The 12,749-nt window shown below is 40.3% G+C and carries 16 protein-coding genes; 12 read left to right on the top strand and 4 right to left on the bottom strand.

The genetic code is table 11. The features are described from left to right. Positions 1–78 precede the first annotated feature (78 nt). The 3 genes from QE404_RS06930 to aroB all read right to left on the bottom strand — a co-directional run bounded on the left by QE404_RS06930 (position 79) and on the right by aroB (position 2,951). A complete protein-coding gene (locus QE404_RS06930) occupies positions 79–792 on the bottom strand; it encodes a porin family protein (RefSeq protein WP_307448404.1) in 714 nt (237 codons plus the stop codon). A 229-nt stretch (positions 793–1,021) separates the two neighbouring features. Next, positions 1,022–1,666, bottom strand: coding sequence for a porin family protein (locus tag QE404_RS06925; RefSeq protein ID WP_307448401.1), 645 nt, complete (start codon positions 1,664–1,666; stop codon positions 1,022–1,024). 238 nt (positions 1,667–1,904) lie between these two features. Continuing rightward, positions 1,905–2,951 (bottom strand): 3-dehydroquinate synthase, encoded by a 1,047-nt coding sequence (gene aroB / locus QE404_RS06920; RefSeq protein WP_307448399.1) that lies wholly within the window; start codon positions 2,949–2,951, stop codon positions 1,905–1,907. A 365-nt stretch (positions 2,952–3,316) separates the two neighbouring features. Here aroB and QE404_RS06915 point away from each other — a divergent pair, with 365 nt between their 5' ends. Then, the gene (locus QE404_RS06915) at positions 3,317–4,234 is read left to right on the top strand and encodes a pseudouridine synthase (protein ID WP_371935235.1); all 918 of its coding nucleotides are present in this window, start codon (positions 3,317–3,319) and stop codon (positions 4,232–4,234) included. 288 nt (positions 4,235–4,522) lie between these two features. Here the strand turns inward: QE404_RS06915 and pncA are convergent, their stop codons facing one another. Next, entirely contained in the window at positions 4,523–5,128 is a 606-nt protein-coding gene (gene pncA / locus QE404_RS06910; protein ID WP_100074315.1) for a bifunctional nicotinamidase/pyrazinamidase, read from the bottom strand. A 182-nt stretch (positions 5,129–5,310) separates the two neighbouring features. On the opposite strand from pncA, the gene QE404_RS06905 reads away from it, so the two are divergent. From QE404_RS06905 to QE404_RS06855, 11 genes are all read left to right on the top strand, one after another. Further along, positions 5,311–5,847: a YfiT family bacillithiol transferase gene (locus QE404_RS06905; RefSeq protein WP_307448390.1), complete on the top strand. Its 537-nt coding sequence runs from the start codon at positions 5,311–5,313 to the stop codon at positions 5,845–5,847. Continuing rightward, a complete protein-coding gene (locus QE404_RS06900) occupies positions 5,838–6,302 on the top strand; it encodes a DUF1569 domain-containing protein (protein WP_307448388.1) in 465 nt (154 codons plus the stop codon). Before QE404_RS06905 ends, QE404_RS06900 begins: the two co-directional genes overlap by 10 nt. Next, complete coding sequence (ytxJ, locus tag QE404_RS06895; RefSeq protein WP_307448385.1) at positions 6,299–6,676, top strand: bacillithiol system redox-active protein YtxJ; 378 nt, start codon at positions 6,299–6,301, stop codon at positions 6,674–6,676. The genes QE404_RS06900 and ytxJ overlap by 4 nt, the downstream gene beginning before the upstream one ends. Continuing rightward, complete coding sequence (locus tag QE404_RS06890) at positions 6,676–7,266, top strand: Crp/Fnr family transcriptional regulator (RefSeq protein WP_307448380.1); 591 nt, start codon at positions 6,676–6,678, stop codon at positions 7,264–7,266. Before ytxJ ends, QE404_RS06890 begins: the two co-directional genes overlap by 1 nt. Before the next feature lie 583 nt (positions 7,267–7,849). Continuing rightward, entirely contained in the window at positions 7,850–8,446 is a 597-nt protein-coding gene (locus tag QE404_RS06885) for a Crp/Fnr family transcriptional regulator (protein WP_307448377.1), read from the top strand. 185 nt (positions 8,447–8,631) lie between these two features. Continuing rightward, positions 8,632–9,417 (top strand): KGG domain-containing protein, encoded by a 786-nt coding sequence (locus QE404_RS06880; protein ID WP_307448374.1) that lies wholly within the window; start codon positions 8,632–8,634, stop codon positions 9,415–9,417. Between the two features lie 69 nt (positions 9,418–9,486). Next, entirely contained in the window at positions 9,487–10,098 is a 612-nt protein-coding gene (locus QE404_RS06875) for a ferritin-like domain-containing protein (RefSeq protein WP_307448371.1), read from the top strand. A 71-nt stretch (positions 10,099–10,169) separates the two neighbouring features. Continuing rightward, the gene (locus tag QE404_RS06870) at positions 10,170–10,472 is read left to right on the top strand and encodes a hypothetical protein (RefSeq protein WP_307448368.1); all 303 of its coding nucleotides are present in this window, start codon (positions 10,170–10,172) and stop codon (positions 10,470–10,472) included. Positions 10,473–10,489: 17 nt separating this feature from the next. Further along, positions 10,490–10,858, top strand: coding sequence for a hypothetical protein (locus QE404_RS06865; RefSeq protein ID WP_307448365.1), 369 nt, complete (start codon positions 10,490–10,492; stop codon positions 10,856–10,858). Positions 10,859–11,035: 177 nt separating this feature from the next. Next, entirely contained in the window at positions 11,036–12,202 is a 1,167-nt protein-coding gene (locus QE404_RS06860) for a zinc-dependent alcohol dehydrogenase (RefSeq protein WP_307448362.1), read from the top strand. A 46-nt stretch (positions 12,203–12,248) separates the two neighbouring features. Further along, positions 12,249–12,749: a CinA family protein gene (locus QE404_RS06855; RefSeq protein ID WP_307448360.1), complete on the top strand. Its 501-nt coding sequence runs from the start codon at positions 12,249–12,251 to the stop codon at positions 12,747–12,749.

Raw genomic sequence — 12,749 nt, 5'->3', positions numbered from 1 at the left:
CTGAACATAATTAAAATCCGGATCTGCAAACATGCAGATCCGGATTTTTATAAAAGGTTAATTGGGTATCTGTTAAAATTAGAACTTATAATTTAGTCCTAACTGGAATACTCTGTTGGTATTTGGGTTCTGTCCTACAGGAGTATCTTTATAGATATGGGTAAGACTGTTCACATATCGTGCATTAATGCCTAAGTGATCGGTGAAGTAATATCCGAGACCAAGTCCTAAACCGAAGTTAAAACGCTGGATCGCATCCTTATCAATGTCCCTTGAAGCTGATTGAATCTGCGTTGATGTTGTTCCATTTGTAGTAGATGAAACTATGGATTCTCCCTTATCTTTACCATCAATGAAATAACTGAATTCAGGGCCTGCTTCAAAATAGAAGTTTTCTGTAGGTCTGAAATGAACCATCAATGGTACTGAAATGTAATTCAGGGTAGTGCTTACGTTCTGTTCTGTTTTTACCGTAGTGTTTCCGGTTTGTACTTCTGAGGAACTAAGAACGCTTTTTGCGCCTATCTGGTTGTATAAAACCTCGGGCTGTAATGCGAATTTTGTTGACAGGGGAATATTAACGAAAACACCTGCATTAAATCCTAACTTCTGATTTTTGGTATTCAGTTGCTGTTCACTGAACTGAGAAGCGTTCGCTGCTCCTTTAATACCGAATCTTACCGGCTCTTTTTCTTTCAGGGTAGACATAACGGCTACCGTAGTCGTTGTTGTTTCCTGTGCATAGGTAAAAGCACCGGCTATGACAGCCAGTCCTAGAAATAACTTCTTCATAATTTTACGTTTAAATTTTACTATTTGAAATGCGTGATATTTCAATCACACTGGATGTATTTTGCAAAACACTTGCCAAAATGCGTTCTGAATGAGCTTTTTAAGATTTTTATAAGAAATTAACCAGTTATTGTTATGCCCTGCATTTTATGTATTTTAGAAAAAAGCCCAGGCTTACGAATAAACCTGAGCCTTATTGAAATCAAAATTCTTTGTTCTTGCTCAGCAATTAGAATTTATAAGCTAAACCAACTTGGAATACATTGTTTTTCACAGAGTCACCGTTATTGTTCTTGTAAATATCGGTAAGACCTGCTGTATATCGTAAGGTAACTCCTAAATTTGGAATAAAATAATATCCTGCACCAATTCCAATACCAAAATTGAAAGTTTGGAAGTCGTTTTTATTTAAAGATGCAAATTGTGTGTTTGAACTGTTATTAACAGTGCTCTTCATCTTATCTTTTGCACTTACCAAGAAACCAAATTCCGGACCTGCTTCAAGATAGAATTCTGGAGTTGCATTATACTGGAACATTACAGGAACAGCAATATAACCTAAATTTCTGGAATATTCTGCTTTATATGTATTTCCTAGAACATTACCTTCTCTTGTTACCTTTGATCCAAGATCATTATAGATAACCTCTGGCTGTAAGCTGAATGAGCTTGCTAATGGTATATTTGCAAAAACACCTGCGTTAAATCCGATTTTAGATTTTGAATCACTTAAATCTGCACCGTCAGACAGAGAGGAAACGTTCATTCCCGCTTTAATACCGAATGTTGCGGAACCTGTTGAAGATGTAGATGTTGTTTGAGCAAATGCTAAAGATCCAGCTGTAATAGCTAATCCTAAAATTAATTTTTTCATGACCTAAATTTTTTAATATTTACTATTTCTCTAATTTTAAATTCTACTCTTGTCCTTTTGGACGAACAGTATCTTTCAAATTGCTTGCCAAAATAGGTTTTCATGATAAATATCACGTTGTTTTGAGCTTGAAATATAAAATAATTTAAATTTAAATGACTGAAAATTAAATAGTTATATATGAAACCTTTATATTGGAGGTAAATTCAGTTTTTGATGATTTTTATGTTTTAAAACATCAAATAGTATTGATTTCACGATAGAATTTCAATGCCTTTCTGATCATTTTTTCACTACATTGATAGTCAAAATTGCATGAACCTATACTGGTGAGCAATGAAAAATTGATTTTGCGGTCAGTGTTCTTTTTATCATTAAATAACAGCGCGAAAACAGCATCATCGCTGAAGTCACTGATGTCCAGATAAGGATAATATTTTTTCAGAGCGTCAATAATGATACCTGACTCTTCTTCAGAAATAAGTCCTTCCAGGTACGATAGATGGGTTTCGCAAATCATACCGGCAGCTACGGCTTCCCCGTGCAATACAGGATTTCCCTGCTCCAGGCAAAGGCTTTCAACAGCGTGGCCTATGGTATGCCCGAAGTTAAGCGTTTTCCTGATATTCTTCTCCTGGAAATCTTTATTCACCACTTCCTGCTTGATATCCATGGAAGTCTGGATGTGCGGGATCACAGATTCACTGTCTGGCTTTGGTAACTGGGTAAGTTCGTTCCAGTGGATTTTATCGGCAATAAGACCGTGTTTAAGCATTTCTGCAAAACCGCTCCTCACTTCTTTGAAAGGAAGGGTTTCAAGAAATTTCGGATAGACAAAAATTTGTTCAGGAAAGGAAAAAGTTCCCACCATATTCTTATAATGCATCAAGTCGATGCCCGTTTTGCCTCCTATGGATGCATCGCACATGGAAAGCAGGGTGGTGGGGATATTGATGAACCGTATGCCCCGTTTATAGGTTGACGCTACAAATCCGCCCATATCCGTAATAACGCCGCCCCCGAGATTGATGACAAGCGCCTGGCGGTCCGCCTGCATTTCCGTAAGGATTTCCCAAAGCTGGTTGGCGGTCTGTACGTTTTTCATTTCCTCACCGGGTTCTATTTCAAGGATTTCAAAAGCAATGTCGGTATCCAGGTTTCCCAGCAATACCGGCAGGCAGTACTCGTGGACATTTTCATCCGTGAGAATAAAAATTTTACTGAAAGACTTTTCAAGGAGAAAATCATTCAGCTGAGAGAAATGATCATCTAAGAATGTTATCATGGGTTCGGTATTTCTTCAGATTATTATTGTATAAAGTACAAAGTTATGATTCTTAATTTTTAACTCGTAACTAAATTACTATCTTTGCAGAAATTTTTAGAATGAGCAGAGACAATAATAATTCAGAAAAACCGAAAAGACCAAGAATTTCAGCCAGGAAAAGTTCTGAAAGTTCTCGTGGTTCTCAGTCTGGAAATTCTTCAGGACAGAAATCGTTTAAAAAATCTTTCCCTAAAGCAGGAGAGAGAAACAGCGAACATAAAGGCAGCAACAGCAAGTTCCCTAAAACAGCTTTCAAAAAGCCACAGGACAGCGCTGAAAAGAATGATGCAGCAGGTGAATCCAAATCGGAGAAAAGATCTTATATCACCCATAAAAGCGAAGAACGTAAGCCGTTCGGGAAATCAAGATCCGGCGGAAGGGGCGGTAAGGATTTCGACAGCAGGGATAAATATGAGCGCGGCAACCTGAAATTCGGCAAAAAACCTTTCGGTAAAACGGATAGGGATGATGACCGTGCAAAATCTTACATCCAGAAGAGAAAGCTGAATAAAATAAGTAAGGATCTTCATAAAGATACCATCCGTCTCAACAAATACATCGCCAATTCCGGGATCTGCAGCAGGAGAGAAGCGGATGACCTGATCATACAGGGGCTGGTCGAAGTAAATGGCCAGGTAGTGACGGAAATGGGATACCAGGTGCAGAAGACAGACCGTGTGGTTTTTGACGGGCAAAGTATTACGCCTGAAAAACCGGTATATGTCCTTCTGAACAAGCCCAAAGGATATATTTCTACGACTAAAGACGATAAGGCCAGAAAAACAGTAATGGATCTGGTAGCCAATGCATCGCCTTACCGCGTATTTCCTGTCGGAAGGCTGGACCGTTCCACCACGGGGGTCATTTTGCTGACCAATGACGGACATATGACGAAGAAACTTACCCACCCGTCTTTCGACATTAAAAAGATCTACCATGTAACGCTGGACAGAAAGCTTTCCGGTGAAGATATGAAGGCTATTTCCGAAGGGATCCGTCTTGAGGAAGGGGTAGCCACCGTTGACCAGATTTCTTATATTGAAGGAAAGCCTAAAAACGAGATCGGGATTGAAATTCATATCGGTTGGAACCGTGTCATCAGAAGAATTTTCCAAAGGCTTGGCTATGAAGTGGAAGCACTGGACAGAGTGATGTTTGCAGGTCTTACCAAGAAAAATATCAAGAGAGGCCACTGGAGAATTTTAACGGAACTTGAGGTGAATAACCTTAAAATGCTTTAAGAGTTATGAGTTAAAAGTTATGAGTGATGAGTTAGCTTTCACTTTGTAATTGTTACTTCAAAATAGAAAAAACCGCGGGAAAATTTCCTGCGGTTTTATTTTTATACTTTTATGACTGTACAAAGTTTAAAAAATTAGCCGTATTGCAAAAAATCGTCACTCTTAACTTATAACTCATAACTCAATACGTAGTCTTATTTTAGATAATCAGGATTGTATAAGGTTTAAATAATTATGTTCATTGCAAAAACTCATAACTCATAACTTTTAACTCACAACTAAATAAGGCTATCCCAGTACAGTAACGCCCTTCTGGATCATTTCATACAGTGCATCCCTGCCATTATCCGGTTTTACATTCACTGCCTTGGTGCCGTTGAAGTGAAGGCAGGTGACATAACCGTTGGCCACAGCATCCAGGCAGGTAAATTTCACACAATAATCCATGGCAAGCCCGACGATTTCAAGCAGCTGGATGTCATGGTATTTCAGGAAATCATCCAATCCGGTTTTCATAAAATGGTTGTTGTCCTGGAATCCGCTGTAGCTGTCGATTTCAGGATTCTTGCCTTTCTGGATGATATGGGTTACCTTGTCACGGTTCAGGTCCTTATGGAATTCTGCCCCAAAGGTTCCCTGCACACAATGATCCGGCCACATGAATTGCGGAATGCTGTTCAGGATGATGCTTTCACCTACTTTTCTGCCGTTATTGCTGGCAAAGCTTTTATGGTTGGCAGGATGCCAGTCCTGGGTAAGAACAATCTGGTCATATTCGTTTTCCTCCATAAGCAGATTGATGTACGGGATGATCTGGTTGGCCTCAGGAACTGCAAGGGCACCGCCTTCACAGAAATCATTCTGCACATCTACGATGATTAACGCTTTTTTCATATTTAGATTTCTCGAATTTTTGATAAATTTACAAAAACTAACTTCAAAAAATTGTCCAGAACGGAATAATCGGACAAATCGGCCATTTGGGAAGAATATGCGCCTGTCCTTCTTTTATTCAAAAAAATTGCAGCCGGAGATGCCGAAATAACAATTCAATACCAGCAATAAGATCAATAAAAATGAATGATTTAGAAAATAAGAAATTTCCCATCGGGCGATTCAACGCACCGGCATCCATTTCAGATGCGGAACTGGAGCATTACACCAGAGTCATCAGGAACTTTCCGGGAAAGCTGAAAAACCTGATTGAAGACTTCACAGACGAACAGTTGGATACCCAGTACCGGGAAGGAGGATGGACGATAAGGCAGCTGATTAACCATCTTGCAGACAGCCATGCCAACAGCTTTATCCGCTTTAAGCTGGCACTCACGGAAGACAATCCTACCATTAAGCCTTATGACGAAGCACGGTGGGCAGAACTTCAGGATAGTACCGCAATCTCCATCAAACCCGCAATGAGAATGATCAAGGGAACCCATCAGAGATGGTATGTACTCCTGAAAACCCTTACCAACCGGCAGTTTGAAAGGACTTTCCACCACCCTGAACATCAGGAAGACCATGACCTGAGATATTATCTTGCTTTGTATGTGTGGCACTGCAACCATCATTTTGCCCATATTGAAAACCTGAAACGCGATCAATGCTGGTAAATAAGAGCCTGCATGATCCTGCCTGTTTCGGAGAACTGGTCCGCAGGATTTCATATATAAGGGAAGATGCACAAGCACAGTGGGGGAAGATGGATGTCTGCCAGATGATGAAGCACTGTGACCTTGTTCTACAGATTCCTTTAAACAAAATAAATCTTCCTGAAATTAATCTGTTTTTTAGGATGGTTGGTATAGCCACGAAAAAAGAAATGAAGATTTTTAACAACGGAATTCCGAGAAACATGCCTACTTTTCAAAAACTAATCGTTAATTTTGAATGTGACTTTAAGGAATCGAAAGAAAGCCTGCTGAATACTATGAGAGAATACCTGAATGCCTATGAAAAACAGCGTTTGCCAGCCCGGCATGTTCTTTTCGGCAACATGACGGCCGAAGACTGGGGTTTTCTGGAGTTTAAACACCTTGACCATCACCTTAAACAATTTAATGTATGAGTTTTTTTAATAAAATATTTGGCGGTAGTGAAGATAAGCCGGAAACAAAATCCTTCTGGAAACCGATAGAATCTGGACAGGAACTGGCAGAAGCCATTGAACGTTCTCATCATAAAAAAATTGCTATATTTAAGCATTCTACAAGCTGCTTCATCAGTAAAACGGTCTTAAGGAATTTTGAGAAGGAAGTAGCCGAGGCCGCTCCGGATGCAGAACTGTATTATCTTGATCTGCTGGCGTACCGGCCGATTTCAAATAAAATTGCGGAGGATTTCGGAATTACCCACCAGAGCCCTCAGCTGATTGTTGTTGAACACGGGAAAGCTTTGAACGACGCTTCCCATCAGAGTATATCTATAAAACAGCTCGACTGATGAATAATATTAACACCTATCTCGCCAGGGTACTGGAAGTCCCTCTGGAAAAGCTGAATCTGTGCAATCTGCACTACGAGGCAAAAAAAGTTTCCAAAAACCAGTTTCTTCTGCAGTACGGTGAAATATGCAGGAATATTTATTTCGTGGAAAAAGGATTGCTGAAAATGTACTCCATTGATAAAAACGGAAAGGAGCACATTATACAATTCGCTCCGGAGAGCTGGCTGATTTCTGACCGCAGCAGTTTGTACTTCAATGAGAAATCCATTTATTATATAGAAGCTGTGGAAGATTCAGAAGTTCTTTTCCTGCATCCTGATTTTTTCAGCCGTCTGGTAGAACAGTTTCCAAACAGTATTGAAAAAAGCGACATTATTGCCCAGAAACATATCAGGAGCCTGCAGGACAGAATCAATTCCCTGCTGGGAGAGACTGCGGAAGAGCGGTATATGAAGTTTATCAAAATGTATCCGGACCTTCTTTTAAGGGTACCTCAGTGGATGATCGCTTCCTATTTAGGCATCACTCCTGAAAGCCTGAGCCGCGTAAGAAAAGAACTGGCGCGCAAAAATTTCGTTCCTGATTAATGTAATAAACTAAGATAGTTGATATAAGCAGAGTTCATACTCTGCTTTTTTATTAATATTTTACATTCAATTGCTGAATTGAATTGAAATATATTAGATTACAAGCTTTTATGATTTAGGTCATAAATATTTTAGAGAGATCTTCATAATTTTGATTTACACCACCAAAGTAAAATATTATGAAATCTGCTCCAAACCTTATGCTTTATAAGGGTATGTCTTTCCTTGACGCATCTCACTACAATGGAAAAACTTCTTCTTTATTTCTAACAATTTGGCTGCCTGATTATTTATAGCAGTAGAATTACTATAATCAACAACTATTTTTCACGTCAGTCACAGAACTTCATCATGATGCAATATTCAAGATCTGTGACCATCTAAATATTTGTTATTGAAATTAATTATAAATCAAATAATTATTGTGTAATTAATTAATTTATCCTAATAAAATTAATTTATTTAATCATATTTAACTTTATATAGTATAAATAACGGTTTGATTTTTGTACTCGTTTTTAATGTATTTCCCAGTGAATTTACTTAATGATTAAGTAAATGTTGCACAACTAAAAGCAAAGCTATGGTTATTCAAGAAGAAATTTTATATTCAATGGGAGCTACTGCAAAAGACTATACTCCTTCGGAATTCATTTTTAATGAAGGTGAGCAGCCCCACTATTATTATCAGATTGTAAGCGGAGAGGTAAAGCTTAATAATTACAGCGAAGATGGCAAGGAGTTTATCCAGGATATCTTGTCTGCCGGCCAAAGTTGCGGTGAAAGTATCCTTTTTATCGATAAACCTTATCCCATGAATGCTGAAACGATTACGGACTGCCGGGTCATACGGCTGAAAAAGTCTTCTTTTTTCAGTCTTCTGGATAGGTCACCCAAATTATGTATGGAAATCAGTAATGTCATCTCACAGGGCTTATACCATAAGTTCATCATGATGCAGAACATTTCCTCTCAGAATCCTACCACCAGGCTGAAAGGACTAATGGATTACCTGAAGAGTTTCGAGAGTAACAAAAAACCTTACTCATTTATGGTTCCTTTAACCAGGAAACAGATGGCCAGCCTTACCGGATTATGCGTAGAAACCGCAATACGGACGATTAAGGCAATGGAGAAAAACAAAATATTAAAGATCCAGGACCGTAAAATTTTATATTGAAACGGAATCCTTATAACTGAAGTCATATAAATGTGATTTATTTGTTTTTATATTTGAGATAGACATTTCTCATATTTCTTCACCTGTTATCGGGATATTTATCCATTTAAACCAAATCTATTGCCGTCCAATACTAGTTACGGATTGCAGTAACCATCACTTAATATTAATATAAAAATTCAGTTATGAACAACAGAAATTCAAACAATCGTGGTTCAAGAGCAAATTCAAATGCATCAGACAGCTTTGAAGAGATTTACCAATTGGGTTACGAGCATGGCTATGAAGACGGCTCCAATGATGAAGAATATGATGATGATTTTTCAGATTATGAAGATGACTTCAACAACAGTTATGATGACGGAGATTATGATAATGAGGACTACGATGATGAAGATTATGACGACGAAGACTATGATGATGAGGAGGACGACGATGATAATAATGGGGGCAGAGGAAGTGGAAACCAGCAGAGGGACAGCCAGGGAAGATTTTCTTCCGGCAGCGTAAGAGGCCGTTCAAAGTCTGGTTCTGGATCCGGATCTGGAGGATCACGGTCCGGTGGAGGAAGAGAAAGATCGTCTTCATCCGGCAACGGCTCTTCCAGAAGAGGTTTTGCTTCAATGAGCAAAGCTGAACGTACAAGGATTGCCCGCATGGGCGGACAGGCTTCCCACAGAGAATCAGGCTCAGGAAACAGCAGCTCCGGTAACTCGGGCCGTGGTGGATCAGGTTCAGGACCAGGAAGAGGAAGATCGGGATTCAGTGGTAACTCTGGACGCGGTTCTAATTCTGGTAGCAGCAGCTCAGGCAGAGGATCTAATTCAGGTTCGGGTTCTTCAGGAAGAGGTTTTGCTTCAATGAGCAAAGCTGAACGTACGAGAATAGCGCGTATGGGGGGCCAGGCTTCCCATGGAGGCGGAAGAGCATCAGGCAGATCAGGATTCGGAGGCAGACGTAATAATTCATAATTCTTTTTAAACGAGTACTTCTTTATTTTTTAAAGAGGTCATCTTATTCATCAAACATCACTTCACATTATGGCAACCAAGACAACAGAAACCAATACTACAGCTGGGAGTAATTCTTCAGCTACGGCTTCTTCTAAAAAAACAACTCAGGTAGACAACGCAACGGTTAATGAAGATAAAATGAAAAGCTCACCGCTGCATAAGTTCTTTCTAAGTGCCCTTAAAGACATTTATTTCGCAGAGCATGCCATTATCGAGGCATTGGAAAAAATGCAGCAGGCAGCAACGACAGAAGAACTTAAAGAAGCCTTTGAAGATCACCAGCTTCAGACCCAGAAGCATGTAAGCCGCCTGGAGAAAATATTCAGGCTTCTGGAAGAAACTCCTGAGAAAAAAGAATGTGAGGCCATCAAAGGCATCATCAAGGAAGGTGAGGAAATCATCAAATCAACAGAAGAAGGCAGTATGACCCGTGATGCCGCATTAATCATTGCTGCACAGAAAGTTGAGCATTATGAAATCGCTACTTATGGCGGCCTGGCCCAACTGGCCATTACCATGGGACATGACAAGGTAGCGGACCTTCTGGAAAAAACACTGCAGGAAGAAGAAGATACAGATTATAATCTAACCGATATTGCAGAGACCTTCATCAATTTTGATGCAGAACAAGAAGATTAGTTTTATTTAAAGCCATATAGGGTGAATTGTACTGCTCTGTATGGCTTATTTCTAACCCTGAAACTTCCGGTATGAACTGCCAGCAAATAGTCAGAACACTAAAGTCCGAGCATTTTACCCGGGTGATCCACCAGGGAATATGCTTTGAAAAAGACGCCACAGTCTATGCAAAAGAGATAAAGGATCATGTTTTCCTGCTCTTTATCATTCTCAAGGAAGCGGGTATAGAAAACGTCCAGGCACAGATCGCCTGCTTCGATTGTTTCCAGAATATAGGCTTTGAAGAACCTGAACAGATCATATTCTGCCTTACGATTAAAGATAAGAAAGACCTCAGGCATTTTGAGACTTTCCTGCACGCATCCGATAATTGATAAACCTGATAAAATATATGAACCCTGAAAACGACGCTTTACCTCTTTCCGGAATATCTGAACAGAATAATGAATACCAATCATCATTCCCGGGTACTGTTAACTCCTATGGAGTAACAGCTTTTCTAATTCAGTCCCTGGAGAAAATCAAGACCAGTACGCATTGTGAGGTCATCAGGGGAGTGATTGATCATTATATTCAGGAATATATTCTGGATGTAGGCACGCATGAGCATCCTGAACTTCCGGACTTAGAGGCGGAAATACAAATGAACAACCCTTCTTTTTCACTTTATGCCAGAACAGCCTATCGAAAAGTCTTAAAAGAAGAGGAATACCTTAATAAAATCATCAGCAGGCTCATCCATGATGCAGAAAATAAATAATACAACATGCCACACCAAAATAGGAAGGGTAGGAAAGACTCAATCCAAATAATTAAAAGCCTAACCACCCGTTCAAATCCATTAATGATGAAAGCAAGACATTTCTAGATTCCACAGCCAAGAGGTATGGACATGAAATTGTAAAAAGATACACACCAAACACCAAATATTAACATTATGAAAGCAGCAGTTTTTCATGCACCTGGCAACATAGCGTGCGATACCGTAGATGATCCGCAAATCCAGGATGCCAATGACATTATCTTAAAAGTAACTTCTACCGCGATATGTGGGAGTGACCTTCACATTTATTCAGGCGGGATTCCGCAGGCTCGTCCGATGGTGATGGGCCATGAATTTATGGGCATCGTGGAAGAAACAGGAAAAAATATTACCAATCTTAAAGTCGGGGACAGAGTCGTTGTTCCGTTTCCAGTGGCTTGCGGTAGCTGCCATTTCTGCCAGAATGACCTTCCTGTAGCCTGTGAACACAGCAATCCGGAATTTTACGGTCCGGAAGGCGGTATTTTCACTGAAAAAGGAGGTGCCCTTTTCGGGTATACGGACCTTTATGGAGGATATGACGGCGGCCAGGCGCAGTATGTCAGGGTGCCTTACGCTCATTTCGGTCCACGGATCGTTCCGGATAATCTTACGGATGAGCAGGTATTGTTCCTTACCGATATATTCCCCACTGGCTATACCGGCGTTAAGTGGGGAGAACTGAAAGGCGGAGAAAGCGTAGCTATCTTCGGAGCTGGACCGGTAGGTTCCATGGCCGCAAAAAGTGCGATTCTTTATAACGCCAAAAAGATTATTGTTGTGGACACCTTACAGTACAGGCTGGACCAGGTTAAAAGGCTTACCGGTTGCGAAACGATCCTGTGGGAAGATGCCGAAAGCACGGTGCAAAAGATCCGGGACCTTACGCATGGAAGAGGCGCCGATGTATGCATTGATGCTGTTGGGTTTGAACCCGAAAGGAATCTTCTGGACAGAGCGAAAGCGGTCGTAAATTTTGAAAAAGGCTCTATTAAGGTTCTTGAAGCCTGTATGAGTGCGGTAAAGCGTGGAGGGATTGTTTCCATAGTAGGAGTCTATCCTGTGAATTATGATAATTTTAAGCTTGGGCAGATTTTTGATAAAGGAATAACCATCAAGGCTGGCCAGTGCAGCGTGCATCCGATCATCGATGAACTGATGGACCATGTACAATCCGGAAGGGTAGTCCTGGATGATATTATTACCCATCGTCTCTCGCTGGATGAAGTTGCCAAAGGCTATGAAATTTTCGATAAGAAAGACGACGGCTGTGTCAAGGTAGTCCTTGATCCGTGGAAGTAAACTCGCAGGCGATATCCATTACCCAAAAGCACCTAAATATCATATTATGGAGTTTCAGAAGAATCTTTTAGATTATATAAGCCATTCGTTAATTACTGCCGGTCAAACCGTATCTGTATCGGAAAGCGTTACATCAGGCTTCTTACAGTTAGCATTTTCACAGATGCCGAATGCGTCCATGTTTTACAAAGGAGGTGTCACGGCCTATGCATTATCTGAAAAGGTAAAACTGCTTCAGGTGAACAGACAGGAAGCAGAAGAATGCGACTGTGTATCGGCAAATATTGCAGAGACGATGGCCCTGAATGTAGCCAGTCTTTTTGAAACCGACTGGTCTATTGCCACTACAGGATACTGTACGCCCAACCGCAATTCGATGTATAAGATTTTTGCCTATTACTGCATTTCCTTCAGGGGAGAGGTGATAGTAACTAAAAAACTTGAGCTCCACCCTAAAACCCAGGCCCAGAATGCCCAGTTGTACTACACGGAATTTATTCTGGGTTGTTTTAAGAGTGAGATCAATCAGCTGTTAATTTTAAAATAA

This window comes from Chryseobacterium camelliae, from assembly GCF_030818575.1.
GTDB lineage: Bacteria > Bacteroidota > Bacteroidia > Flavobacteriales > Weeksellaceae > Chryseobacterium > Chryseobacterium camelliae_A.
The sequence above is the reverse complement of the archived record's forward strand: the minus strand, read 5'-3'. Positions and strand labels throughout refer to the sequence as shown.